At 34.5% G+C, this 23,990-nt stretch carries 29 protein-coding genes; 17 read left to right on the top strand and 12 right to left on the bottom strand.

Features of this window, described 5'->3' with window-relative positions:
- Positions 1–134 precede the first annotated feature (134 nt).
- Positions 135–386, bottom strand: a complete 252-nt coding sequence (locus tag ACFSJT_RS06430) for a hypothetical protein (RefSeq protein ID WP_378319395.1) — start codon at positions 384–386, stop codon at positions 135–137.
- Between the two features lie 208 nt (positions 387–594).
- Positions 595–855, bottom strand: coding sequence for a hypothetical protein (locus ACFSJT_RS06425; RefSeq protein ID WP_378319394.1), 261 nt, complete (start codon positions 853–855; stop codon positions 595–597).
- Between the two features lie 298 nt (positions 856–1,153).
- On the opposite strand from ACFSJT_RS06425, the gene ACFSJT_RS06420 reads away from it, so the two are divergent.
- The 3 genes from ACFSJT_RS06420 (at position 1,154) to ACFSJT_RS06410 (ending at position 4,763) form a co-directional block, all read left to right on the top strand.
- Positions 1,154–2,341: a tetratricopeptide repeat protein gene (locus tag ACFSJT_RS06420; RefSeq protein ID WP_378319393.1), complete on the top strand. Its 1,188-nt coding sequence runs from the start codon at positions 1,154–1,156 to the stop codon at positions 2,339–2,341.
- Positions 2,342–2,613: 272 nt separating this feature from the next.
- Positions 2,614–2,889 (top strand): helix-turn-helix domain-containing protein, encoded by a 276-nt coding sequence (locus tag ACFSJT_RS06415; protein ID WP_378319392.1) that lies wholly within the window; start codon positions 2,614–2,616, stop codon positions 2,887–2,889.
- 239 nt (positions 2,890–3,128) lie between these two features.
- Positions 3,129–4,763, top strand: coding sequence for a S8 family serine peptidase (locus tag ACFSJT_RS06410; protein ID WP_378319391.1), 1,635 nt, complete (start codon positions 3,129–3,131; stop codon positions 4,761–4,763).
- 118 nt (positions 4,764–4,881) lie between these two features.
- Here the strand turns inward: ACFSJT_RS06410 and ACFSJT_RS06405 are convergent, their stop codons facing one another.
- Positions 4,882–5,259 carry a hypothetical protein gene (locus ACFSJT_RS06405; protein WP_378319390.1) on the bottom strand — a complete coding sequence of 126 codons (378 nt, stop codon included), beginning with the start codon at positions 5,257–5,259 and terminating at the stop codon, positions 4,882–4,884.
- 404 nt (positions 5,260–5,663) lie between these two features.
- On the opposite strand from ACFSJT_RS06405, the gene ACFSJT_RS06400 reads away from it, so the two are divergent.
- Positions 5,664–5,819: a hypothetical protein gene (locus ACFSJT_RS06400; protein ID WP_210196187.1), complete on the top strand. Its 156-nt coding sequence runs from the start codon at positions 5,664–5,666 to the stop codon at positions 5,817–5,819.
- A gap of 20 nt (positions 5,820–5,839) precedes the next feature.
- Here ACFSJT_RS06400 and ACFSJT_RS06395 read toward each other — a convergent pair whose 3' ends face one another.
- Entirely contained in the window at positions 5,840–6,427 is a 588-nt protein-coding gene (locus tag ACFSJT_RS06395; RefSeq protein ID WP_378319389.1) for a riboflavin synthase, read from the bottom strand.
- Between the two features lie 86 nt (positions 6,428–6,513).
- On the opposite strand from ACFSJT_RS06395, the gene pdxA reads away from it, so the two are divergent.
- The 10 genes from pdxA to ACFSJT_RS06345 all read left to right on the top strand — a co-directional run bounded on the left by pdxA (position 6,514) and on the right by ACFSJT_RS06345 (position 15,207).
- Positions 6,514–7,569 carry a 4-hydroxythreonine-4-phosphate dehydrogenase PdxA gene (gene pdxA, locus ACFSJT_RS06390; protein ID WP_378319388.1) on the top strand — a complete coding sequence of 352 codons (1,056 nt, stop codon included), beginning with the start codon at positions 6,514–6,516 and terminating at the stop codon, positions 7,567–7,569.
- A gap of 244 nt (positions 7,570–7,813) precedes the next feature.
- The gene (locus ACFSJT_RS06385) at positions 7,814–8,353 is read left to right on the top strand and encodes a YceD family protein (protein WP_378319387.1); all 540 of its coding nucleotides are present in this window, start codon (positions 7,814–7,816) and stop codon (positions 8,351–8,353) included.
- A 10-nt stretch (positions 8,354–8,363) separates the two neighbouring features.
- Positions 8,364–8,561 carry a 50S ribosomal protein L32 gene (gene rpmF, locus ACFSJT_RS06380; protein WP_024768393.1) on the top strand — a complete coding sequence of 66 codons (198 nt, stop codon included), beginning with the start codon at positions 8,364–8,366 and terminating at the stop codon, positions 8,559–8,561.
- A gap of 172 nt (positions 8,562–8,733) precedes the next feature.
- The gene (locus tag ACFSJT_RS06375) at positions 8,734–9,729 is read left to right on the top strand and encodes a beta-ketoacyl-ACP synthase III (RefSeq protein ID WP_378319386.1); all 996 of its coding nucleotides are present in this window, start codon (positions 8,734–8,736) and stop codon (positions 9,727–9,729) included.
- Between the two features lie 27 nt (positions 9,730–9,756).
- Positions 9,757–10,248, top strand: a complete 492-nt coding sequence (gene accB / locus ACFSJT_RS06370) for an acetyl-CoA carboxylase biotin carboxyl carrier protein (RefSeq protein ID WP_378319385.1) — start codon at positions 9,757–9,759, stop codon at positions 10,246–10,248.
- Positions 10,249–10,337: 89 nt separating this feature from the next.
- Positions 10,338–11,687 carry an acetyl-CoA carboxylase biotin carboxylase subunit gene (accC, locus tag ACFSJT_RS06365; protein WP_378319384.1) on the top strand — a complete coding sequence of 450 codons (1,350 nt, stop codon included), beginning with the start codon at positions 10,338–10,340 and terminating at the stop codon, positions 11,685–11,687.
- A 71-nt stretch (positions 11,688–11,758) separates the two neighbouring features.
- On the top strand, positions 11,759–12,871 hold the full coding sequence (locus ACFSJT_RS06360; RefSeq protein ID WP_378319382.1) for an NAD(P)/FAD-dependent oxidoreductase: 1,113 nt from the start codon (positions 11,759–11,761) through the stop codon (positions 12,869–12,871).
- A 155-nt stretch (positions 12,872–13,026) separates the two neighbouring features.
- Positions 13,027–13,728 carry a monofunctional biosynthetic peptidoglycan transglycosylase gene (gene mtgA / locus ACFSJT_RS06355; protein WP_378319381.1) on the top strand — a complete coding sequence of 234 codons (702 nt, stop codon included), beginning with the start codon at positions 13,027–13,029 and terminating at the stop codon, positions 13,726–13,728.
- A complete protein-coding gene (locus ACFSJT_RS06350; RefSeq protein ID WP_378319380.1) occupies positions 13,709–14,167 on the top strand; it encodes a 3-oxoacyl-ACP synthase in 459 nt (152 codons plus the stop codon). The genes mtgA and ACFSJT_RS06350 overlap by 20 nt, the downstream gene beginning before the upstream one ends.
- A 107-nt stretch (positions 14,168–14,274) precedes the next feature.
- Positions 14,275–15,207, top strand: coding sequence for an alpha/beta fold hydrolase (locus ACFSJT_RS06345; RefSeq protein WP_378319379.1), 933 nt, complete (start codon positions 14,275–14,277; stop codon positions 15,205–15,207).
- Here the strand turns inward: ACFSJT_RS06345 and ACFSJT_RS06340 are convergent.
- Entirely contained in the window at positions 15,200–15,553 is a 354-nt protein-coding gene (locus tag ACFSJT_RS06340; protein ID WP_378319378.1) for a hypothetical protein, read from the bottom strand. The genes ACFSJT_RS06345 and ACFSJT_RS06340 overlap by 8 nt on opposite strands.
- A gap of 127 nt (positions 15,554–15,680) precedes the next feature.
- The gene (gene recJ / locus ACFSJT_RS06335) at positions 15,681–17,366 is read right to left on the bottom strand and encodes a single-stranded-DNA-specific exonuclease RecJ (protein WP_378319377.1); all 1,686 of its coding nucleotides are present in this window, start codon (positions 17,364–17,366) and stop codon (positions 15,681–15,683) included.
- Between the two features lie 127 nt (positions 17,367–17,493).
- Between recJ and ACFSJT_RS06330 the strand changes: the two genes are divergently transcribed.
- On the top strand, positions 17,494–18,084 hold the full coding sequence (locus ACFSJT_RS06330; protein ID WP_378319376.1) for a carboxymuconolactone decarboxylase family protein: 591 nt from the start codon (positions 17,494–17,496) through the stop codon (positions 18,082–18,084).
- A gap of 31 nt (positions 18,085–18,115) precedes the next feature.
- Here ACFSJT_RS06330 and ACFSJT_RS06325 read toward each other — a convergent pair whose 3' ends face one another.
- From ACFSJT_RS06325 to ACFSJT_RS06300, 6 genes are all read right to left on the bottom strand, one after another.
- On the bottom strand, positions 18,116–18,814 hold the full coding sequence (locus ACFSJT_RS06325; RefSeq protein ID WP_378319375.1) for a M50 family metallopeptidase: 699 nt from the start codon (positions 18,812–18,814) through the stop codon (positions 18,116–18,118).
- A gap of 74 nt (positions 18,815–18,888) precedes the next feature.
- Positions 18,889–19,461, bottom strand: a complete 573-nt coding sequence (locus ACFSJT_RS06320) for a uracil-DNA glycosylase family protein (protein WP_378319374.1) — start codon at positions 19,459–19,461, stop codon at positions 18,889–18,891.
- Positions 19,458–20,033 (bottom strand): uracil-DNA glycosylase family protein, encoded by a 576-nt coding sequence (locus ACFSJT_RS06315; protein ID WP_378319373.1) that lies wholly within the window; start codon positions 20,031–20,033, stop codon positions 19,458–19,460. Before ACFSJT_RS06315 ends, ACFSJT_RS06320 begins: the two co-directional genes overlap by 4 nt.
- A complete protein-coding gene (gene rsmI, locus ACFSJT_RS06310) occupies positions 20,033–20,707 on the bottom strand; it encodes a 16S rRNA (cytidine(1402)-2'-O)-methyltransferase (RefSeq protein WP_378319372.1) in 675 nt (224 codons plus the stop codon). The genes ACFSJT_RS06315 and rsmI overlap by 1 nt, the downstream gene beginning before the upstream one ends.
- Before the next feature lie 204 nt (positions 20,708–20,911).
- A complete protein-coding gene (locus ACFSJT_RS06305; protein ID WP_378319371.1) occupies positions 20,912–21,259 on the bottom strand; it encodes a DoxX family protein in 348 nt (115 codons plus the stop codon).
- An 18-nt stretch (positions 21,260–21,277) separates the two neighbouring features.
- The gene (locus ACFSJT_RS06300) at positions 21,278–22,072 is read right to left on the bottom strand and encodes a hypothetical protein (protein WP_378319370.1); all 795 of its coding nucleotides are present in this window, start codon (positions 22,070–22,072) and stop codon (positions 21,278–21,280) included.
- Positions 22,073–22,179: 107 nt separating this feature from the next.
- Between ACFSJT_RS06300 and ACFSJT_RS06295 the strand changes: the two genes are divergently transcribed.
- Together ACFSJT_RS06295 and alr are read left to right on the top strand one after the other, a co-directional pair.
- Positions 22,180–22,818 (top strand): thymidine kinase, encoded by a 639-nt coding sequence (locus ACFSJT_RS06295; protein WP_378319369.1) that lies wholly within the window; start codon positions 22,180–22,182, stop codon positions 22,816–22,818.
- Positions 22,811–23,923 (top strand): alanine racemase, encoded by a 1,113-nt coding sequence (gene alr / locus ACFSJT_RS06290; protein ID WP_378319368.1) that lies wholly within the window; start codon positions 22,811–22,813, stop codon positions 23,921–23,923. Before ACFSJT_RS06295 ends, alr begins: the two co-directional genes overlap by 8 nt.
- Positions 23,924–23,990 lie beyond the last annotated feature (67 nt).

Genomic DNA, 23,990 nt, shown 5'->3' with positions numbered 1-23,990 from the left:
TCATTTTCTGAAACTCTACATTTTTTTATTAATTTTTCTTTGGTTTGACTATTGTACCCTCTCCAAAAACACACTCTTTTACTTTTACTATTGCCTTTTTGGAAGAGGGAAACAATACTCAACTACTCAACTTTCTAAACTCTCAAAGACTCTCTATTATAAAAACCAAATCGAAACCCAACTTCTTCGGCATATACAAAACTTTGTAAAGTATCATCGTATATAATCGGGGCATTAAAGTCTCTCATCAAATGTATAACCCGATATAGTTTTGTTTTTGATATCCCCAAACGATTGGACAATTCCGTTGGATTTCCTGTTGCCTGTAAACGGATTAGCTGATCCATTCGTTTTATAAGTTCTATTTGTTTAGTTATAACATTCATGTTGCTGATTTTTGATAGTTAGTTTTTCCCTTACTTTTTAATTCTAATACATCATGAATTTTGGCATATAATCGATAGGGTAATTTTTTACTACTTTGGGGTAAGCCATATAAATCCAATATCAGTATTAAGAACCTGTTTATTGTTTTATCTAATTTTGAATATTAATTATTCCCTTATTTTTTTGTTCCTCGCTTTTTGACAGTTTTCAAGAAGCCTTTGGATAAAAAGAAGCACATGATTTTGGCTTCTTGCCGAGCAAAAAAAGATTTCTCGCCCTATAAATTAATTGCACCGCTTCTTCGCAAGACTTGCCTTTGTGATAAAGGTTTTGAATCCATAAATAAATGATAATCTCATAATGACTACAATGAACCAAATCATACATAAACTGATCTAATTTAAAATGCATTGCCAGGATGGTATCCACTACAAACTTGCTCTTATTGTCATACCCAGAATGTGTCATTTTGATTTTTTTGTTGAATCAAATGTATAGGGTGAGATAGGCTGGATGCAAATGGTGGTATATCCAATTTATAAAATGAAATCGTTCAATTTATAAATTGACAACAATAGTTAAATATGTTAATCAAGAGAAAATAATTAGGTTTAGCCTATGTGTCTCTTAATCCTTGTATATTTGCCTAAATAATTTCATTCTTAGTAGATAATGTCTTGGAAACCGATTGAGTAACTAAAGACTCTTAACAACAATTCAAAATTTATTGTATCCAAAAAGAGAATTAAATAGCAATAAAACCTACATGAAGAGATTTATTTTTTTTGCTACATATACCTTGTACTTTACTTGTAACCTGGGAGTATCAGCGCAAGACAATCCTTCAAAACCCGACAAATATATAAATCTATCAACGAAGATCGAAAAAGCTTCTGATTCATTGCTTGAAAGAACATATGAAGAGCTTGAATCTCTATTCAAAAAAAATATTAATGATTCTGTCCTTTCAAATATTTATGTAAATACATATTTGAAAAAAGCTAAAAATGAGAATGATAGTTTGCAAATGGCTAACGGATATCTTTTTGCTTCGAGAATAAATTCAAATTACGTAGAGATTGAATATCTCGATAGCCTAATCAATGTCTCAAAAAATTTGAACAGCACTAATTATCCAGGCTTAGGATATTTAATTAAAGGTGTTTGTTACTACGATCTTGAGAATTACAAAAAGGCCATAGAAAACTATTTGATCGCCCAAGAATATGCCGATACAAATAATAATATAGAACATCAAATTGCTATAAAGCATAATGTGGGTCTTTTGAAAAACGCTATTGATGCTCACAAAGAGGCATTAATTATTTTCAAGGAAAACCTTGAATTCATAAAAACTCAAGATACGATCAATGAATATCCTCATAGCCACATTACAACCTTATTTGCAATAGCAGACTCTTATCATAGAATGAATTTAGGTGATTCTGCTACATATTATGTTAATAAGGGTCTAGATAAGAGTTATAATAATAAGAATAAATATAAGTATACTGACTTTTTGTTGTTGAGTGGAATTAACAATTTCATGTTAAAAAAGTACCAAAAATCGTTAGATACTTTACTGAAAGCATCCAAAAGGATCCAAGATTTTGAATCATACAACCCTAATAAGGCATATTGTTTTATTCAAATTGGAAGAGCCCTGCAAAAATTAGGAAAAAAGGAAGAAGGTTTTTCTTATTTAAAAAAAGCAGACTCTATTATTACACCAAATAATTATACAGATGAAAAAAGAGTTGCTTACGAATTGCTAATTGATCACTATAAGGACATTGGTGACATTGATAATCAACTCAAAATGATGAGTAAATTAATTATTTTTGATAGTATTTATTATGCAAAAAACAAAAATATAAAATCCGATATCATTACAAAATATGATACTGCTCTGCTTATAGATGAACGAAACGATATTATTAATCAATTAAGATAAGAAGAGAAAAACAAACATCCAACATAGGAGTAATAATTTCCATAGGAATCGCGTGTCTTTTTCTCTTTCTGTTAATTAATTACTACAGAAAGCAAAAAATTTATAAAAAAAGGTTTGATAATATTATTAAACAGACAAAGATTAAAGGAGAAAAACTAATAAAAAATGATTTAGAAAAAGATATTGGGCTTTCTGATGAGATAATTTCTGATATTCTTAATAGATTAGAAAAATTCGAACAGAATAATGGATTTATAGATCCTAACATCAAAATGAACACTTTTTCTAAAAAGCTTAAAACAAATTCTTCTTATTTTTCAAAAATAATTAATATTTACAAGGGAAAAAACTTTACAAATTATATAAATGATTTAAGGGTTGACTATTCTATAGAAAAATTACAGAATGACAAAAAATTCAGATTATATTCAATAGAAGCTATTAGTAGAGAAGTGGGTTTTGGCAGTACTCAATCATTTTCTCGGGCCTTCACTAAAAAAACCGGACTAACAGTATCTTATTTCATAAAAAATATTGAGAATCAATAGTTTAAAAAAATGATACCTGAAAACATAAATGATAATTAAGTTTGTTTAATTAAAAATCTTTAGAATTAAGAAACCTTTTCAATTTGAGAGTTCACAAAAGATTGAAATCTATCCATACTTTTCTATTAAAGAATTATCGATAAGGTAATTTTTTTATTAAAATCTTATCTACAGCTACATATTAAAAACCAAGTTAAAATATATAATTCAATGCTAAAAAATTTTAAACTCAGTTGATTATGAAAAAAGTTTTTCTTTTTTCGTATTTGTTATGTTATTATGGTTTTTCACAAAACATAAATAATTTTTCCAAAGATATTATTGCCATAAATCGTTGTGAAAAACAATTAAATAATGAAATATTGAAATCATGGCAACATAAAGATATTTTTTTAGATACCATTCAAGGAATAAGCTCGGAAAAAGCTTATAATGAAATTTTATCAAAAAAAACTGGAGTCCCTATTATTGTAGCAGTAATCGATGGAGGTATTGATATTGATCATGAAGATCTTAGGAATCAAATTTGGTTCAACAAAAATGAAATTCCAAATAATAATATAGATGATGACAGGAACGGTTATGTTGATGATATTCATGGCTGGAATTTTTTAGGAAATACTAAAGGAAAAAGCACATATTACGCTAGATGGGAATTCGTAAGACTTTTGAATGATAAAGGATATTTAACAAAGAAAGGGCTTGTTGTTTCAAAAGAAGAGAAAGATTCCTTGCTTCTTGAAGCAGTCAAGTTTTATAAAAAGGAAAAAAGTGTCTTAGATGAAGATCTGAAATACATTGCGGAACAAAATTTGGCATTAAAAAATATTAGGGAGACACTTAAAGAATATTTTCCAAATCAACAATATAATTTTGAAACTCTTAAAACGATAGATACTATTTCAAATATAAATTTGAGAGAACCAGTAAAAAAACTTCATGAATTCTTGACTTATGGTTTGACTCAAGAATCCCTTAATGATTACGCAAAATATGTTTATACTATAAGAGATTACAAATTAAATTTTGCTCATAGCGATAGGAGGATTTCAAAAGATAATCTTGATGATATTAATGATACTAATTACGGAAATAATATTGTTATAGAGGATAAATCCATAGATACTCATGGAACCTTAGTTGCGGGAATGATAGGTGCAACCAGAAACAATAATATTGGTATAGATGGTATTGCTGATAAAGTAAAGTTAATGATCTTAAGAACAGTACCACAAGGCGATGAATATGACAAGGATGTTGCTTTGGCGATACGATATGCCGTGGACAATGGTGCCAAAGTAATTAATATGAGTTTTGGAAAATTTTTCTCCACGAATCCAGATATGGTTATTGATGCTATACAATATGCTGCTAAAAAAGACGTGCTCCTAGTACATGGGGCAGGTAACGACAGTAAAAATATTGATATGTACAATTTCTATCCTTTGGATTATAGAAATAACATGGAAGAGTCTCAAAATTTTATTAATGTTGGAGCTTTGAACACCTTTTTAGATCATCGTTTGCCTGCCTATTTTTCCAACTATGGTAAAAATAATGTAGATGTTTTTGCACCTGGTGTAGATTTATATACCACTGCAGTGAATAACAAGTATGAACTAGTCGATGGTACTTCTTTTGCTGCTCCAATCGTTTCTGGTATCGCTGCTGTAATAAGGTCACGCTATCCAAAACTTACAGCTAATCAAGTAAAGGATATTATACTAGATTCTGGAAATATATATCATATTAATGTGAGGTATCCTGGAAATGCCGAAGGTCCTAGAATTCCATTTTCAGAACTCTCTAAATCTGGTAAGGTAGTGAATCTGTATAATGCCTTACTTATGGCAGAGCAAGTTTCTAAAAATTAATACTTGTATCAAGTATTGACCTTTTTAAATTTTTAATCAAAAAAATTGGTTTAACTAAAGATCCTGTCCGCAGCTTCGTCTAAAACAGCGTTTTCAAAGTTATAAACATGGTTTTGATCTACACCAACCTAATATCATCTTTAAATAACATATGGATATATTCTGCATGAATTTCTGCATGATGTTTATGCTCTAAACAATGAAACAGTAGATGTATCAATCCATAGTCGCCCATGGTATCTCGATATTCATGTTGTTCTTTGTTTTTTACCCATAAAATGAAACAACATAAATGACCGATCTCTCCTAGTTTTTCTGGATCTTTCAAGCATTTACGAAACTCATCTGTCTCCATAAGGGCATACTCATTATACTTTCGTTTACAAAAGTTGTAATCAAAGGTGTGCTTATATAACTGTAGCTTTCTGTTTTGTATTTCATAATTAATACCACTCATAACATAAAAATCATTTGCATTAGGTATTTCTATAATCATAGTAATACGATTTGGTTCATGTATCATTTTACAAAACGCATGCCACGACTTTAAAAAAATAACTTAATAAAAGGTGAAAAAATCTTAAAATCTATAGTGAAAAATCATTCCTGTGAAATTGGAATTATTCCATGTCAAAGATACAAAATTTGGAATTATTCCAAATATTATTTGTTCGTTTTCTTCGTTAATGAATACAAGATTATTATATAAGTATTTGTTTTATAGGTTTTTAAACTCAGAGTTATGTAATTATTGTTAATAAAACCTAATAAGTTTATTTTCAAAAAAAAAGATGACCTATTACTTTTACTTTAAGAATTTGATACATTCTGGTATGTTTTTTGGGGAAGGAACCACTAGAATGAAAAAACGGGAAAACAGGTCAAATCAAATCATGTATTATGCAGTATAAAGTAATTGATGCAAAAAGTCAGTATTTTGGCAAAGTATTAGATTTCCAATCCTGCTCTACTTTGAGTGATTTAGGAGGAGTACTCTTAAAAATAGGAAGAAATAAAGTTTCACTTTTTAAATTTAACGAAGTAGAATTGGTGTAACCGCCATTCTACTTCTTTTTTTATCCTAATTCTGTGATTCTTTTTACATATTTACCGATCACATCAAACTCTAGGTTTACCACAGTTCCAACTGCAAAGGTATTAAAGTTTGTATGTTCATACGTAAAAGGAATAATTGCTACGCTAAATTCGTTTTTCTTAGAGTTTACTACAGTAAGACTCACTCCATTCACAGTAATAGATCCTTTTTCGATAGTGATATTACTTAAACCGGGGTCATAATTGAATGTAAAATACCAGCTACCATCAGCTTCAGAAATCTTAGTACAGGTAGCAATTTGATCCACGTGACCCTGTACAATATGTCCATCTAGTCGATCGCCAAGTTTCATCCCCCGTTCCAGGTTAACGACATCTCCCTCTTTAAGAGTATTCAAATTTGTTTTATCTAATGTTTCTTTAATCGCAGTAACGGTATAGGTATCATCATCCAAAGACACTACAGTAAGACAAACACCGTTATGAGCCACACTTTGGTCAATTTTTAATGCTGAAGTAAAATTCGCTTGTACGGTAATGTGCAAATTTTCTTTATCTGTTTTTAAAGATGTTATCGTTCCTAATTCTTCGATGATTCCTGTAAACATAAATGCAAATTATTTAGTTAAATTTGTTCCCTTGAAGGTTGAAGTTTGATTTTAAACTTCAAAAATACTGATAAAGTAGTTTAGTAATGAAGAAAGAAGAAAAAATAAGATTAGGAATCTCTATCGGGGATCTAAATGGTATAGGAAGCGAAGTTGTTCTCAAAACTTTTGAAGACCCAAGAATGCTAGATTTTTGCACCCCAGTCATATTTGCTTCGGTAAAAATTCTTTCCTTTCTCAAAAAACAGTATGAAATCAATGCTAACCTGCATGGTATAGATAAAACTTCTCAGATCCTGGATGGTAAAATAAATGTGCTGAATGTCTGGAAAGAATCTGTAGATATTAATTTTGGCCAAGTAGATGAAAAAATTGGAGAGTATGCCATAAAATCTTTAAAAGCTGCTACCCAATCTCTTAAAAATAATAAAATTGATGTGCTGGTGACTGCTCCTATAAATAAACATAGTATCCAGTCCGAAGAATTTAAATTTCCGGGACATACTGATTATCTGGATCAGGAACTCGAAGGAAACAGTCTTATGTTTATGATCACAGATGACCTAAAAGTAGGATTGCTTACCGATCATGTTGCGGTAAAAGATATTGCAAATACGATTACTCCCGAACTCATTGAACAAAAAATCAACACTATACATAATGCTTTAAAACAGGATTTTGGTGTGTCGAAACCCAAGATCGCAGTTTTGGGCATTAATCCTCACAGTGGAGATAACGGTGTGATTGGTAAAGAAGACGAAGAAATCCTAAAACCAACTATTCAAAAAATTCAAGAATCAGGAAAATTAGTATATGGCCCTTATGCTGCCGATAGTTTTTTTGGATCTAATAGTTACAAAACTTTTGATGCAGTTGTTGCCTCCTATCATGATCAAGGACTGATTCCTTTCAAAACGCTTTCGTTTGGAAAAGGAGTAAACTATACCGCCGGATTAAATAAAGTACGCACCTCACCCGATCATGGGACTGCTTTCGAAATTGCCGGAAAAAACAAAGCAGATCACAGTTCATTTGAAGAAGCCGTTTTTGCTGCCTTAAAAATTTATAAAAACCGAAATCAATACGCCGAGATCACCAAAAACCCATTAAAAAAACAACCTCGTAAACCGCAGCAGAAGTAAGTGAGTATTTTAGTGGTGAGTCGTTGAGTAAAAAACATATTCTTTTTAAGCCTGAGAAAACTTATGTTAAACCCTATTTACCTACATATTCACTTGCTAACACACTCAAATACTCAAATACTCACAAACTAAAAGACTAAAAGACTGATATAATTTTGTTTACAAAAAGGCTTTCATAACGATTTTTTATTATCTTTGCACCCGCCTTTACCAAATAGGTAGGCACCTTGAAACTGATGATGAAATGATACAACTGAAAGAGTACACTATTCCTTTTGTTGGACTGAAGCAAGGATTACACCAGTTTGAGTACGATATTGACAATACGTTCTTTGAGCATTTTGAGTATGACGAATTTAATGCAGCTGCGGTAAAAGTTGATCTGGAGTTTAACAAGAAAACAACTATGTTAGAACTTCAGCTTAATATAACTGGTACTGTAAATGTAAATTGTGATCTCACCAATGAACCTTTTAACTTACCTATCGAAAATGAATTTCTTTTGGTAGTTAAGTTTGGAGACGAATATAATGATGAAAATGAAGAACTTCTTATACTTCCCCATGGAGAATATGAAGTTAACATTCAACAATACATATATGAGCTCATTGTTTTGGCACTGCCGCACAAAAGAGTTCATCCTGGTGTGGAAGACGGAACATTAGATTCTGATATACTCGAAAAGTTAGACGAACTAAGTCCAAAAGAAAAAACAATAGAGAATAATAATGAGGAAACAGATCCTCGTTGGGATAAATTAAAAAACTTATTAAACGATAAATAATAGCTAAGCAATGGCACATCCTAAGAGAAAAATATCGAAAACCAGAAGAGATAAAAGAAGAACTCATTATAAAGCTTCTGTACCACAAATTGCTACAGATCCTACAACAGGAGAAGCACATTTATATCACAGAGCTCATTGGCACGAAGGTAAATTATACTACCGTGGTCAAATAGTAATTGATAATACTGAAGAAGAAGTAGCATAGGCTAACTGTTAAAATTTCAAATAGAGCTCTCACAAAATGTGAGAGTTTTTTTGTTTTTAGTTGAATATGTGTCAAAATCCGATTATTTTGCGCCATATTTGTGTATTATTTAGTAATTTCGACGACTTTTTAGGCATTATTTGTGCTATAGTTCGTGAATTAAAACTAAGATATGAGTAAAATCACAGCCGCTATCACAGCTGTAGGCGCATATGTGCCAGACTATGTGTTAACTAATGACATATTAGCAACAATGGTTGACACAAACGACGAATGGATTACCACTCGTACGGGTATCAAAGAACGTAGAATACTCAAAGATAAAGACAAAGGGAGTTCTTTCTTAGGCATAAAAGCCGCTGAAGATCTAATTGCCAAAAAAAATCTCGATCCCAAAGAGATCGATATGGTGATTTTTGCTACCGCTACGCCAGATCTTCCAGTTGCAGCAACATCTGCATATGCAGCATCTCAGATAGGAGCAGTTAATGCTTTTTCTTATGACTTGCAAGCAGCTTGTTCTAGTTTTTTATATGGAATGTCTACCGCTGCAAGCTATATTGAATCAGGAAGATACAAAAAAATATTACTTATAGGAGCCGATAAAATGTCTTCTATTATAGATTATACCGATCGTACCACATGCATTATTTTTGGTGATGGTGGTGGTGCTGTGCTTTTTGAACCAAACGAAGAAGGTCTTGGTTTACAAGATGAATATTTGCGCACCGATGGTATCGGAAGGGAATTCTTGAAGATTGAAGCCGGAGGCTCTTTGTTACCTCCTTCTGAAGAAACTGTTGCAAAAAGACAACACTTTGTGCAACAAGATGGAAAGACAGTTTTCAAATATGCTGTTTCTAATATGGCAGATGCCAGCACAAAGATTTTAGAACGCAATAATATGACAGGACAAGACGTTAATTGGCTTATTGCACATCAGGCCAATAAACGGATTATTGATGCTACTGCAAATAGAATGGGGTTAGACGACAGTAAAGTTCTTATGAATATCCAAAGATACGGTAATACGACTTCGGCTACTTTACCCTTATTATTGCACGATTACGAAAAACAACTCAAAAAAGGGGATAACATAGTATTTGCCTCATTTGGTGGAGGTTTTACTTGGGGTTCCATTTATCTTAAATGGGCCTATAATTCCTAAACAACTAAACACACAATACCCAACATTATGGATTTAAAAGAAATTCAGAATTTAATTAAGTTCGTTGCCAAATCAGGAGCCAGCGAAGTAAAGTTAGAGATGGATGACATTAAAATCACCATCAAAACTGCATCAGATGAAAGTAAGGAAGCCACAATAGTTCAACAAATTCCTGTTGGCAGTGCTCCTCAACCTGTTGCAGCAGTACAACCGGCGGTTCCCACACCAGTGGCTCCGGCAGCTACAGAAGAACCTTCTTCAGAAGAAGACAATTCGAAATACATAACTATTAAATCACCTATCATAGGAACATTGTACAGAAAACCGTCACCAGACAAACCCATGTTTGTTGAAGTTGGAGATACTGTAAAGGAAGGAGATGTGCTTTGTATCATTGAAGCAATGAAGCTTTTCAACGAAATTGAAAGTGAAGTTTCAGGGAAAATCGTAAAAGTATTAGTTGATGATGCCTCTCCGGTAGAGTTTGATCAGCCACTTTTCTTAGTAGACCCATCATAACCCTATTATAAAATTCCAATAAACAAATCCAAAAATCCAACCCGTTGGAATTTGGCGCTGGAATTTGAGATTTTTAAATTTCGAAAGTTATGTTTAAAAAAATTCTAATTGCAAATAGAGGTGAGATTGCCATGCGTGTAATCAGAACCTGCAAAGAAATGGGTATCAAGACCGTCGCAGTATATTCTACTGTCGATGCCGAAAGCCTTCATGTTCGTTTTGCTGATGAGGCCGTTTGTATTGGTCCTGCACCAAGTAGTGAATCCTACTTGAAAATGGCAAATATAATTGCTGCAGCAGAAATTACCAATGCAGACGCTATACACCCTGGATATGGTTTCTTATCAGAAAATGCTAAATTTTCCAAAATCTGTGAAGAGCATGAGATCAAATTTATCGGTGCCAGTGCCGAGATGATCGAGAAAATGGGAGATAAAGCCACAGCAAAGGCTACTATGAAAGCTGCAGGAGTACCTACTATTCCCGGAAGTGAAGGGATTCTGGATTCTTATGAAGAAACAGAAAAACTTGCAGATGACATGGGATATCCGGTAATGCTTAAAGCAACAGCTGGAGGTGGCGGAAAAGGTATGCGTGCTGTGTGGAAAAAAGAGAATCTTAGAAAGGCCTGGGATAGTGCCAGACAAGAAGCGGCCGCTGCATTTGGTAATGACGGTATGTACATGGAAAAACTCATCGAAGAGCCTCGTCATATCGAAATTCAAGTGGTTGGTGACAGTAACGGAAGAGCATGCCACTTATCAGAAAGAGATTGTTCTGTACAAAGAAGACATCAAAAACTCACCGAAGAAACTCCCTCGCCATTTATGACCGACGAATTGCGTGAAAAAATGGGAGAAGCTGCGGTTAAAGCTGCAGAATATATTAAATACGAAGGTGCCGGTACCGTAGAGTTTTTGGTAGACAAACATCGTAACTTTTACTTTATGGAAATGAATACACGTATTCAGGTAGAGCACCCTATCACAGAACAGGTAGTAGACTACGATTTGATCAGAGAACAAATATTAGTGGCTGCAGGAGTACCAATCTCAGGAAAGAATTATTTCCCGCAATTGCACTCTATAGAATGTAGGATCAATGCAGAAGATCCATATAAAGATTTTAGACCTTCACCAGGTAAAATTACCAATTTACACATTCCTGGGGGGCATGGAGTACGTGTAGATACCCACGTATATAGTGGATATATCATTCCGCCAAACTACGATTCTATGATTGCGAAGTTGATCACTACAGCACAAACACGTGAAGAAGCTATCAACAAAATGAAAAGAGCACTTGATGAATTTGTAGTCGAAGGAATCAAAACTACAGTTCCATTCCATAGACAATTAATGGATCATCCGGATTACGTTTCCGGAAACTATACTACCAAGTTTATGGAAGATTTTGAAATGGAAGAACCCGAAGATTAAATAAAATTAAGCCTCATTATTGAGGCTTTTTTTATGAAATCATTCTATCTTCGTTTTAATAGAATACGCAAATGAATTTAAGTTATTGGGAATACAAAAACTGGTTATCTAATATTGATTTTACTATTATTGGTAGCGGAATCGTAGGACTTTCTTGCGCACTTCGGTTACGCACTAAATTTCCTGGAGCTAAAATACTAATTCTTGAACGCGGTATACTACCCAATGGTGCGAGTACAAAAAATGCTGGATTTGCGTGCTTTGGGAGCTTATCTGAAATTATCGATGACCTGCAATCGCATACCGAAGAAGAGGTTTTACAACTCATTAAGAAAAGATATGATGGGCTTCAATTATTGCGACAAAATTTAGGGGATAAAACCATTGACTATCAACAATACAATGGATATGAAATTTTTACCGATAATGATGAGTCATTATTCTCGACATGTCTTTCGCAAAAAGATAAAATCAACTTACTGTTAAAATCCATTTTTGGTAGTTCCGTATTTACTACGCAGGATAACATTTTCAATTTCAAAAATATTCAGTCTCAATATATTGTAAACCAATTCGAAGGTCAGATTGATACTGGTAAAATGATGGATGGATTATTGAAGAAAGTACAATCTGCTAATATCAATATTTTAAATAACTGTAAGGTTACAGGACTTAATGATCTTAACACTTCTGTAGAAATAAAAACCGAACATTTTACGTTTTCTACTAATAAAGTACTAATAGCGACGAATGGTTTTGCGTCTCAATTAGGAATTAAGCAAGTAAAACCAGCTCGTGCACAAGTATTGATCACCAAACCTATTGATAGTTTGCCTATCAAAGGAACCTTTCATCTGGATAAAGGATATTATTATTTTAGAAATATAGATGATAGAATTCTTTTTGGAGGAGGTCGAAACCTGGATTTTAAAACTGAAGAAACCACCAAATTAGGTCAAACCCAATTAGTACAACAAAAACTCGAACAGATGCTAAGCGAAATCATTTTACCAGATATCGATTTCGAAATTGAACATCGCTGGAGCGGAATTATGGGCGTAGGCAATCAGAAAAAGTCGATGATCGAACAACGTTCAAACAATGTGTTTTGCGGTGTACGCCTTGGCGGAATGGGAGTTGCCATAGGAAGCATTGTTGGCACAGAATTGGCAGATCTTTTATAGATCTTAATCTATATGAAGGTATGAAATAAGCCATAATAATTAAGTTGATACCAGCCGAAATCGAAGATTCACGGACTCCAAAAAAAATAGCAGATCGTGAGTAAATGATTATAGGCGATTCCATCTGACCATCAAAAAACAATGAAAATAAACAGATGAAAAGGATTCTTCGTTTCTTATTAAAAAGCTTCATTGCTTTTATGTTACTTAGCCCACTCTGGGTATTAAGTTACAAATGGATAGATGTTCCTGCTACACCACTAATGGGAATTCGTAAACTACAATCAAACCCAAAACATACAATACAACATAAATGGATTCCCTTGTCTAAGATCTCCATGAATCTACAATTAGCAGTCATCTGTAGCGAAGATCAACGTTTTACAGAGCATCAAGGGTTTGATAAAGAAGCAATTGAAAAGGCAATAGAAGAACACAGGGCTGGAAAACGTTTGCGAGGAGCCAGCACCATCACTCAACAAACAGCAAAAAATGTATTTTTATGGCCTAAGCGCAGTTGGATCCGTAAAGGATTAGAAACCTATTTTACGTTCTTAATCGAAAAATTGTGGAGTAAAGAACGTATCCTCGAAATCTACCTGAATAGCATCGAAATGGGTAATGGAATTTATGGTGCAGAAGCTGCAGCAAAGTTCTGGTATAACAAAACTGCAGCAGATCTGACCTCAGAAGAAGCTGCGGCAATAGCCGCTATCTTACCCAATCCAAGAAAATATTTAGCCAATCCGGCATCAGAGTATACCCAAAAAAGAAAAGAATGGATCTTTATCCAAATGCGTAATTATGGTACTTTAGTATTTGACGAAGAACAAAAAAATGAATACCCAGGATATTAAACAAAAACTGTTAGACAAATGTAAGCAGTATACAGATCAACGCTTACAACGTATTCAGGCTATCATCACAGATATACAAGAATCCCTAACTTCAGAAACCAAAAGTACTGCCGGGGATAAGCATGAAACCGGACGCGCTATGCTACAATTAGAGCGTGAAAAAGCCGGGGCACAACTCGCCGAAGTCCAAAAATTGCAGGAAATTTTGCACAAAATCGATGTTTCACTTTTATCAGATCGTGTTCATCTGGGCAGTTTGGTAGAAACTTCAAATGGCTACTATTTTATAAGTATTTCAGTAGGCAAAATAACCATAGATAATCAATCATATTTTGCCATTGCAGTCAACTCTCCCTTAGGAAGATTACTACTAGGTAAAACGGTAGGGGATCATTTTAATTTTAATGGAGAAAAGTTTACTATAATTAAAACGTTTTAGCTTTCCATAATTTTTTGAATAATCATTCTAGTAGTAAAATTTTCAAACTCTATATCATAAAAAAAATGATTTTGAGTAAATTGCCGTATCATAAATCATTTTTAACAATGCGGAATTTTCTTATGCTAGCCCTGGTGGGACTACTTCTCTTTTCATGCAAACCTTATCAGAATACCAAAATTCGGAAAAATCAAATTACCTATGAAGATTTCAGGGCCGATCAGAGATTATATCCTACAGATGACGGATTAATTAAATATATAGATAAAGGAGAAGGTCCCGTAATTGTACTTTTACATGGGGTACCAACTTCGGGTTGGTTGTATCGCAAAATGATCGATCCTTTGGCCGCTAATGGCTATCGTGTAATCGTACCCGATATGTTAGGCTATGGATCCAGTGATTCTCCCGAAGGTTTTGAGATCTATAATGCCAAAAATCATGCAAAACGTCTCTTAGAACTTATGCAATCATTGGGTATCAAAACCTGGTCACAAGCTATACACGATGCCGGTGGTTTATGGACCTGGGAGCTCATGAGACAGGCGCCCAACAAAATTGAAAAACTAATTGTTTTTAATACGATTATTTATGAAGAAGGGTTTTATCCACCAATAAGAATGAAACCTGGAGGAATGGCAAAAACAGCCATGTGGGCTTATAGAAATGGATTAACAACAAACACATTACTGAAAAATTTGTTTGAACAAGGTCTAAAAGAGAATACCCTAAATACATTGGATGTAGAAGGGTATAAAACACCTTTATTAGAAGGTAAGACACAGGCAATGTATTACTTCTTTAGCCAAACATGTAATGAATTGCCAGATTATTCTGATGTTTTTGAGAATGTTACTATTCCAGTTTCAATAATGTGGGGAATACATGATACTATGTTGCAATGGCCCCCACAAGAAACCAGGGCCACTGATGCTCTAAATGTAAAATCCGAAGATATTCATTTTGTAGATGAAAAACATTTCATTCAGGAAACAAAAGCTGAAGAATTGGTATATAAGATGATTGATTTTCTTAATTAAGACTTATATTCTTTACCCAGTTTTTTAATTCAACTTTGAAAATAGTACCGTTAATTAATTCGTGGATTTGATCTAGCTCCTCTTTATTTACAGCAAGATCGATTTTCTCTGAAGGGGTACGCAATAGTAATGACCTGCAGTTTTGAGGATCCAGACATTCTTCGCAACATTGTGTTTGTTTCGTTGTGATACAGGAGTCTGAAAAATCTTTTAATTCGTTTAAAGTAAGTAGAAAACCAATATCTCTAAATACCAATTGAACTCTGGGTATCGTTAAATGTGTTTCTTTCTTCCAAAAAAATGAAATACCCACCTGGTTACTGTAAATTTTATCTATAGGGTTCATGATGAATCAATATTTGATTCAAAAATACTAATTATTTATAATCAATCTAAATAAAAATAAGTTAATTTGTCTTTTGGTTTGGCTTGTGGTGAGCAAAGTCAAGGCGCTCAAAATAACAAAGCATCAGTTAATTGATGTCTTTCAATTTCAATTGTAGAGAAACCGTTCCATTCCATTCATTTTCATCGATGGTGTACGCGGCCTTAAATGTTTGCTTTTCACAAATCAAATCACGTTTAGCCCCCAGATTAAAACCAATAGCACCAATTACAACGCCGTTTTTCTGTACTTTACATTTTAGATGTTTTTGATCTGCTCCTACGCATTTACTGTGCCCTGTATCTTTAATACCTTCAGTCATAAAAACCGGGGTCATATTCCCAGGTCCATAGGGTGCAAACTGTTTTAAAATACGATAAAATCGCGGTGTTATCTGATCCAATTCTATTGTTGTATCGATAGAAATTTCTGGAACAAGTAGCATTTTATCGATGGTTGAAGAAACGACTTCTTCAAATTTTTGCTTAAAAGATTCGAACTCTTCTTCAAATAATGTTAACCCTGCAGCATATTTATGTCCTCCAAACTGTTCGATATGATCAGAGCAAGCATCCAGAGCATTATATACATCAAAACCCTTTACCGATCGGGCAGAAGCAGCTAACTTCTCCCCGCTTTTGGTAAAAACCAGTGTAGGACGATAATAAGTTTCTGTAAGTCTGGAAGCTACAATACCAATAACTCCCTTATGCCAGTTTTCTTCGTATACAACGGTTGTAAATCGATCTTCTTCTTTGTTATGAAGTATTTGCGTGAGCGCTTGTTCAGTAATGCTTTTATCGGCATCTTTTCGATCATTATTGTACATTTCTATTTCTGAAGCATACTGCATTGCCGTTTCAAGATTTTCTTCAGTAAGCAATGTAACGGCATGCAATCCATGCTTCATTCTTCCAGCTGCATTGATTCTGGGAGCGATAATAAACACCACATCGGTTATGGTTAATATTTCTTTCTTTACTTGCGATAACATTGCTTTAAAACCAGTTCTTGGGTTTTCATTGATCACCAATAAACCATAATATGCCAAAACTCGATTTTCTCCGGTAATGGGTACTATATCAGCACCAATTGCAGTGGCCACCAGATCCAAATAAAGCATCAAATCGTCTATAGATTGGCCTTTGTTTGATGCTAAAGCCTGAACCAATTTAAATCCCACTCCACACCCACATAATTCTTTATACGGATATTCACAATCGTTTCGCTTAGGATCTAAAACTGCCACCGCATCCGGAATTTCATCTCCAGGACGATGGTGATCACAAATGATAAAATCAATGCCTTTTGATTTGGCATAAGCAATTTTTTCTAGTGCTTTAATACCGCAATCCAAAGCAATTATCAAAGAGATATCGTTATCGTGAGCATAATCGATTCCTTCATAAGATACTCCATACCCTTCATCATATCGATCCGGAATGTAGGTGGCTACCTGGGGGGACATTGTTTTGAGATAAGAAGACATGAGCGCAACCGAAGTAGTCCCGTCTACATCATAATCACCATACACCATAATATTTTCATGATTGGCAATGGCATTCTCAATCCTTAGGACCGCTTTATCCATATCTTTCATCAAAAAAGGATCGTGCAAATCTTCTAATGAAGGTCTGAAAAATTTTTTGGCTTGTTCATAAGTTTCTATTCCCCTTTGTACCAAAAGCGATGCAATGATAGTATCAACATTCAAGGTCTTGGCCAAACTATCTACGGTTGCTGCATCAGGTTTAGGTTTTAGTGTCCATCTCATTCGTTTGGTATATTCAAATTTTAAAAAATCCAAAGTACAAAAAACATCTTGACCACTCTCGTTTTGACATTAGTTTTGTATTTTGCTTTGCCAAGAAAATTATCTTAACTCAAAAACACATAAACACATGCCTTTAGTAACACCTCTTTCTGCCGATCATGATCTGGAAACCAAAGAATTGGCAGAATTTTTTAATGAAACCTTAGGTTTTTGTCCTAATTCGGTACTCACTATGCAAAGAAGACCTGCTATTTCTAAGGCGTTTATCAATCTTAACAAAGCTGTGATGGCAAACGAAGGCCGTGTCACCTCAGCCTTGAAGCGTATGATTGCCTGGGTAAGCAGTAATGCTACAGGATGTAGATATTGCCAGGCACATGCTATTCGAGCTGCAGAGCGATATGGTGCAGAGCAAGAGCAATTAGATAATATTTGGGAATACAAAACGCATCCCGCATTTAGCAATGCAGAACGTGCTGCGCTCGATTTTTCGTTGGCTGCCTCTATGGTTCCCAATGTGGTAGATAACAAAATTAAAGAGGAATTGTATAAATATTGGAACGAAGGTGAGATTGTAGAAATGTTAGGAGTTATTTCCTTATTTGGATACCTTAATCGATGGAATGATTCTATGGGAACAACGGTAGAGGAAGGCGCTATCGAATCTGGCGAAAAATACCTAGGCAAACATGGCTGGGAAAAAGGGAAACATCTGTAAAGAGAACTTAGAACAGAGCGCTATAAAAAAATTACTTTCTCAAATAAAACCTGTAACTTCGGTAAAGTAGTATTATACTAATCAAAAGAATCAACAAAGCCCACATCCAATACTCACCAGGTAGATGCGCAGCGATCATTTGTGTGTCTGAGTATTGAACTCTACCATCTCGCTCAAATTGTTTGGTAAATAAATACGCTGTTTGTAAATAGGTACTTAATACACATTGTGTTCCTAGAAATAGTAGGGCAAAAACTTCCAATTTTCGAACTCTTAGAATAGCAATAAAAAATAAAATGGCCGCAAAGACACTTAAAATAACCAAAGCTAATAATTCATAAATCCACAGACATAAGGATAGCACCATAATCACCAATAATAGCCAAAGTGCAATTTTAGAAGTAATTCGATTTCGCGCCGAAGCAATCAACACAGCCCCCGAGATTGCAGGGCCTAATAAACCACCTGCAGAAGTAATTGCTCTTGCAATATTGTACTCTAGATAGCTAAAAGACACATTAGAATAGGCAACTCCACCACCATTATCATAAATTTCCAAATAATAAAATTTTCCTCCCAGGAGTAACGCAGTAAGTCCATGTCCCATTTCATGAAACCAGGTTCCAAGAAGCAATAATGGATATTGTATTAAGGCAAAATAGGGTAATTGCCATACCAAAAAGACGAGCAAACTAATTCCTATAATTGTAAGAAGGGGGGTTTTTTTCAAGTTTTTATATTTCTTATGGTTTCAATAACAAGATTACAACCGATTTATTATTAAAGTTCTGGGGAAATAATACCCTAAACCAAAACTTCTTTTACCTTTTGTTGAAGAATAGGCAATACCTCATGATCAAACCATATATTTTTAGTTCGCCAAAAACGATTTCTTGGCGAGGGATGAGGGAGAGGGAAATACTTCGGTAAATATTCGTGATATGCTTTAACTGTTGCTGTAAGTGTATTTTTAGCGTCTTTTTCTAAGTAATATTTCTGAGCATACTGACCAATAAGAATCATCAATTCGAGAGCGGCCATGTGATCAAATAATGGTTGATGCCATAGTGGCGCACATTCTGGTCTTGGCGGCAGATCACCACTTTTTCCCTTCCCGGGATAACAAAATCCTATGGGAATAATTGCAAAATTTTTAGGGTTATAAAAAATATCATCAGAAACATCAAGCCATCTTTTTAACTCTCTACCGCCCGGATCGTCCCACGGGATTCCCGATAGATGAGCAATGCTACCAGGAGCCTGACTAACTAGTGCAATTTTGGTCTCAGGATGTGCACTTACAATCGGTTTTGGACCTAGAGGAAGATATTTTTCACAATAATTACATGCTCTTATGTCAAGAAGTAAGTCTCTCATACGCTTAAAATTTCTTTTATTTTCTCTCGAAGCACAGGTACTATGTCATGATCAAACCAGGGGTTTTTGGTAAGCCAAAAACGATTTCTGGGAGATGGATGTGGTAATGGAAAAAACTGAGGGAAATATTCGTAATATGTTTTAACTGTTGCTGTTAATGTCTTTTTAGCATCCTCTTTTAAATAATATTTCTGAGCATACTGACCAATAAGAAGTATCAATTCGAGAGCAGGCATGTGATCAAATAATTGTTGATGCCATAGCGGTGCACATTCTGGTCTTGGCGGCAGATCTCCACTTTTTCCCTTTCCGGGGTAACAAAATCCCATAGGAACGATTGCTATTTTTGTTTTATCATAAAATAGTTCATTAGTGATATCAAGCCATTTTCGAAGTTGTTTTCCACTAGCATCATCCCATGGGATCCCGGATGCATGAACCTTTGTGCCTGGTGCCTGCCCTATAATCACAATTTTAGCCTTAGGATGACCAGAAACCACAGGCCTTGGACCCAAGGGCAAGTATTTCTTACACACTTCACATCTATTGATATCTGAAAGTAATTGTTGCATTACTTCTTCTTCCCTTCAAGAATGATTACAATCTCTCCTTTTGGTGGTTTGTTTTTGAAATGCTCTAAAACTTCTTTAGCATTGCCTCTGATGGTCTCTTCATGAAGTTTACTTAATTCGCGAGAAACTGAAACCTCTCGATCTTCTCCAAAATATGCTATAAAATTCTCGAGAGTCTTTACTAATTTATGGGGTGATTCATAAAATATCATGGTTCTGGTTTCTTCTGCTAATAATTTCAATCGGGTTTGTCTTCCTTTCTTTACCGGTAAGAACCCTTCAAAAACAAATTTATCATTTGGCAAACCGCTATTTACCAATGCAGGTACAAAAGCAGTAGCTCCAGGTAGGCAATCAACCTCAATATCGTACTTCACACAGGCACGGGTAAGTAAAAAACCAGGATCACTTATTGCTGGTGTGCCTGCATCACTGATAAGAGCAATAGTCTCTCCACTTTGCAATCTCTCGATAATACGATCGACTGTTTTATGCTCGTTATGCATGTGATGACTTTGCATAGGAGTGGAGATTTCAAAATGCTTCATTAATTTACCACTGGTGCGAGTATCCTCCGCTAAAATTAAATCTACTTCCTTCAGAACTCTTACAGCTCTAAAGGTCATATCTTCAAGATTGCCAATAGGTGTGGGTACAAGGTATAATTTAGACATATGCTGAAATAAAAAGAAACTGTCTTAAAAGTTAATTCTAATCATCCCAAACTTTTACATTGAGCTTGTCAAAGTATCGATTCAGGACCTCATAAAACTTTGCAATATATAGTAATGAGATTTTGAAAACGAATTCGCAATGACATGTATTAAGACTTTTTAGATAGCTTCAAAGATAACTTTTTGAATCTTATTTGAGAAGCGCTAGGGCCTTACTTTTTTTCCTAAAAAATAAGACGTGAGTAACAAAATCAATGCTACCAGTGCTCCTCCCAATTCTCCATCGCCTGCTTGCTGATGCGCAAAAAATGCCAGTATAAAATTAAAGAAAAAACCTGCATACGCCCATTCTTTTAATGTTTTCCATGTATTTAATAGAATGACAATTATTCCTGATAGCTTTAAAATAGCTAACGGGTAAATAACATAACTGGGATAATTAAACGAGGTGAATGTTTGTGAAATTTCTTCGTGATTGAAAAAATACATTGCCGCAGAAAACAACATTAATGCAGATAACAATCCGGTAGCGATCCAATAAATGATTTTCATGTTAGTCAAATGTAGTATTTAATGTTCAAACTTACTAAGCACCACATCCATAAATCGCTCTTCGTATTCTTCTTTACTTTCCCAGTTATTATAGTCTGGTTTTACCATGGTTGCGATAAAGTCTTGTGCTTCGTTTTTGCTTCTCATGGTGCCTAACTGAGAAAGGACCCTATTATAATCAGGTGCGCTTCCTTCAAAAAGATATTTTATAAACGCTAATCGATCATTTAATCCTATATGAATATCTTTTCGCAGCTGATCATTTATAGACTTAGGTTTTTCATCCTGATTCACCACATCAGAATCAGATTTAATCTGGTGCTCTAACGTTTTATCTATTTCTCTTTTCTCTTGTACAGATTCTGAAAATGAAGCACCTTCTTGTACTATTGCCGAAGCTGGCACAAAAAGATCTTCACTTACCCGGGCATTTATCTCTTCTATAACCAGTTCGGGTTTGTTTTCTGAATTTGGAATTTCTTCTGTTTTTTCTTCAGGTTCAAACAGTTGCTCTGAAGATTTCTCTTCCTCTGGTTCTTCTACTATTAAATCGTCTTGTTTAGGTTCGATAATAGCTTTAATTTTTTCGCGCACCTCCTTTAATTCATCCGACTCATCCTTATCCAAAGCTGCCCTTACCTGTCCAATGGTAGGCTGCGGTCCGGCAAAATGTGATTCAGAAAAATTAAGTATCGTTAACTTTTCATAAAGTTGTCTGGCCTCTTCCTGAAGCTGGGACAGCGTAGCTCTATCTTTTAGTTGTAAAATTCTATGAGCAATACTTATAAGTTCCGCTTCCAATTTCTTCTTCATAACTTTCTTATTGGTTTATAATACTGCTTTTTGTTTTTTAATAAATTTACCCCATCTTTAGCAAAAGGAGAAAGGGGTTTCTTTTAATTGATTCTGAAAAATACAAAATGTTTCTCGAAAATACGGTAAATCATAAAGAGCAATTTGGGTGGATAGAGGTAATCTGTGGTTCTATGTTTTCAGGAAAAACCGAAGAATTGATCCGTAGATTAAAGCGCGCTCAATTTGCGAAGCAAAAAGTTGAAATATTTAAACCCGCTATTGATATACGTTATGATGATGAGATGGTGGTTTCTCATGATGCCAACGAAATTCGCTCTACTCCTGTTCCTGCAGCAGCAAATATTAGAATACTTGCAGACACATGTGACGTTGTAGGAATAGACGAAGCACAATTTTTTGATGACGAAATTATAGCTGTTTGTAATGATCTTGCCAACAAAGGTATTCGTGTAATTGTAGCTGGATTAGATATGGATTTTAAAGGAAATCCATTTGGACCCATGCCTGCCCTCATGGCAACTGCAGAGTACGTGACCAAAGTGCATGCGGTTTGTACCAGAACAGGTAATCTGGCGCAGTTTAGTTATCGGAAATCAAGAAAAGATGATCTTGTTTTGTTAGGTGAAACTGAAGAGTATGAGCCTTTAAGCAGGGCTGCTTATTATAAAGCAATGCTTAGAGAAAAGGTGAACAAAATGGAGGTAAAAGATCCTGAAGAAATATCTAAAAAATCTGATGAGTAGTATAAAAGAAACCACATTAGAGATTAATCTGGCTCATCTCACTCATAATTTCAAATATCTTAAAAGTAAGGTGGCTGATCATGTAAAGATATTAGCGGTAGTAAAAGCTTCTGGCTATGGAAGTGATGCAGTCGCAATTGCCAAGCATCTTGAAAAAATTGGAGCAGATTATTTTGCCGTAGCATACGTTTCTGAAGGCATAGTGCTACGCCAATCAGGAGTGACAACCCCAATTTTGGTACTGCATCCACAACCTGTAAATTTTCCAAAATTAATTGATTATCAGTTAGAACCAAGTTTATATAGTTTTAAAACACTTAAGCAATTTATTAAGATCACCTCTTTGCTTAACGAGAAACACTACCCTATTCATATTAAATTCAATACAGGATTAAATCGAATAGGTTTCGGGGAAAATGATGTAGATCTTGTTATGGAGCAAGTTAATAACACAGATGCTGTAAGAATCGTTTCTTTACTTTCTCACCTAGCGGCTAGCGAAGATCATGATGAAAGAGACTTCACTATAGGGCAAATTAATTCCTTTAAAAAAATTACCGAAGAAATGAGTTCCAAATTGGGATATAACCCAATTGTACACCAATCAAATACTTCTGGCATTCTTAACTATCCAGAAGCACATTTTAATATGGTCCGTACCGGTATTGGACTTTATGGTTATGGCAATGAAGCAAAATATGATCATGAATTAAAACCTGTAGCATCTTTAAAATCAGTGATTTCACAAATCCATAGACTAGAGCCAGGCGAATCATTAGGGTACAATAGAGCTTTTAAAGCAACCGATTTTACCAAAACGGCCACTATCCCTATTGGTCATGCAGACGGTATTAGCAGACAATATGGTAATAAAAAAGGATTTGTAACCATAAATAATAAACGCGCCTACATACTCGGCAATGTTTGTATGGATATGATTATGGTCGATATTACCCATATTGAGTGTAAAGAAGGAGATAAGGTCATTATTTTTGATGCAAACTCAAACGCAGCTAAAATAGCAGAATATTCAGGGACGATTTCGTATGAATTACTTACGGCAATATCTCCTAGAGTAAAACGAACAATCATCGATGAAAATTGACTTTTATCGAAAAACATTGCATATCTGAGGGTCTGGTTTCTACTGAAGTCTCTAAATTTTTGTTAAA

The organism is Aquimarina celericrescens, from assembly GCF_042682765.1.
Lineage (GTDB): Bacteria > Bacteroidota > Bacteroidia > Flavobacteriales > Flavobacteriaceae > Aquimarina > Aquimarina celericrescens.
The sequence above is the reverse complement of the archived record's forward strand: the minus strand, read 5'-3'. Positions and strand labels throughout refer to the sequence as shown.

Bases quoted from the DNA above. Each gene is read 5' to 3' on its own strand.
- ACFSJT_RS06430 (WP_378319395.1), bottom strand. From the start codon at position 386: ATGAATGTTATAACTAAACAAATAGAACTTATAAAACGAATGGATCAG.
- ACFSJT_RS06425 (WP_378319394.1), bottom strand. From the start codon at position 855: ATGACACATTCTGGGTATGACAATAAGAGCAAGTTTGTAGTGGATACC.
- ACFSJT_RS06420 (WP_378319393.1), top strand. From the start codon at position 1,154: ATGAAGAGATTTATTTTTTTTGCTACATATACCTTGTACTTTACTTGT.
- ACFSJT_RS06415 (WP_378319392.1), top strand. From the start codon at position 2,614: ATGAACACTTTTTCTAAAAAGCTTAAAACAAATTCTTCTTATTTTTCA.
- ACFSJT_RS06410 (WP_378319391.1), top strand. From the start codon at position 3,129: ATGAAAAAAGTTTTTCTTTTTTCGTATTTGTTATGTTATTATGGTTTT.
- ACFSJT_RS06405 (WP_378319390.1), bottom strand. From the start codon at position 5,259: ATGATTATAGAAATACCTAATGCAAATGATTTTTATGTTATGAGTGGT.
- ACFSJT_RS06400 (WP_210196187.1), top strand. From the start codon at position 5,664: ATGCAGTATAAAGTAATTGATGCAAAAAGTCAGTATTTTGGCAAAGTA.
- ACFSJT_RS06395 (WP_378319389.1), bottom strand. From the start codon at position 6,427: ATGTTTACAGGAATCATCGAAGAATTAGGAACGATAACATCTTTAAAA.
- pdxA (WP_378319388.1), top strand. From the start codon at position 6,514: ATGAAGAAAGAAGAAAAAATAAGATTAGGAATCTCTATCGGGGATCTA.
- ACFSJT_RS06385 (WP_378319387.1), top strand. From the start codon at position 7,814: ATGATACAACTGAAAGAGTACACTATTCCTTTTGTTGGACTGAAGCAA.
- rpmF (WP_024768393.1), top strand. From the start codon at position 8,364: ATGGCACATCCTAAGAGAAAAATATCGAAAACCAGAAGAGATAAAAGA.
- ACFSJT_RS06375 (WP_378319386.1), top strand. From the start codon at position 8,734: ATGAGTAAAATCACAGCCGCTATCACAGCTGTAGGCGCATATGTGCCA.
- accB (WP_378319385.1), top strand. From the start codon at position 9,757: ATGGATTTAAAAGAAATTCAGAATTTAATTAAGTTCGTTGCCAAATCA.
- accC (WP_378319384.1), top strand. From the start codon at position 10,338: ATGTTTAAAAAAATTCTAATTGCAAATAGAGGTGAGATTGCCATGCGT.
- ACFSJT_RS06360 (WP_378319382.1), top strand. From the start codon at position 11,759: ATGAATTTAAGTTATTGGGAATACAAAAACTGGTTATCTAATATTGAT.
- mtgA (WP_378319381.1), top strand. From the start codon at position 13,027: ATGAAAAGGATTCTTCGTTTCTTATTAAAAAGCTTCATTGCTTTTATG.
- ACFSJT_RS06350 (WP_378319380.1), top strand. From the start codon at position 13,709: ATGAATACCCAGGATATTAAACAAAAACTGTTAGACAAATGTAAGCAG.
- ACFSJT_RS06345 (WP_378319379.1), top strand. From the start codon at position 14,275: ATGCGGAATTTTCTTATGCTAGCCCTGGTGGGACTACTTCTCTTTTCA.
- ACFSJT_RS06340 (WP_378319378.1), bottom strand. From the start codon at position 15,553: ATGAACCCTATAGATAAAATTTACAGTAACCAGGTGGGTATTTCATTT.
- recJ (WP_378319377.1), bottom strand. From the start codon at position 17,366: ATGAGATGGACACTAAAACCTAAACCTGATGCAGCAACCGTAGATAGT.
- ACFSJT_RS06330 (WP_378319376.1), top strand. From the start codon at position 17,494: ATGCCTTTAGTAACACCTCTTTCTGCCGATCATGATCTGGAAACCAAA.
- ACFSJT_RS06320 (WP_378319374.1), bottom strand. From the start codon at position 19,461: ATGAGAGACTTACTTCTTGACATAAGAGCATGTAATTATTGTGAAAAA.
- ACFSJT_RS06315 (WP_378319373.1), bottom strand. From the start codon at position 20,033: ATGCAACAATTACTTTCAGATATCAATAGATGTGAAGTGTGTAAGAAA.
- rsmI (WP_378319372.1), bottom strand. From the start codon at position 20,707: ATGTCTAAATTATACCTTGTACCCACACCTATTGGCAATCTTGAAGAT.
- ACFSJT_RS06305 (WP_378319371.1), bottom strand. From the start codon at position 21,259: ATGAAAATCATTTATTGGATCGCTACCGGATTGTTATCTGCATTAATG.
- ACFSJT_RS06300 (WP_378319370.1), bottom strand. From the start codon at position 22,072: ATGAAGAAGAAATTGGAAGCGGAACTTATAAGTATTGCTCATAGAATT.
- ACFSJT_RS06295 (WP_378319369.1), top strand. From the start codon at position 22,180: ATGTTTCTCGAAAATACGGTAAATCATAAAGAGCAATTTGGGTGGATA.
- alr (WP_378319368.1), top strand. From the start codon at position 22,811: ATGAGTAGTATAAAAGAAACCACATTAGAGATTAATCTGGCTCATCTC.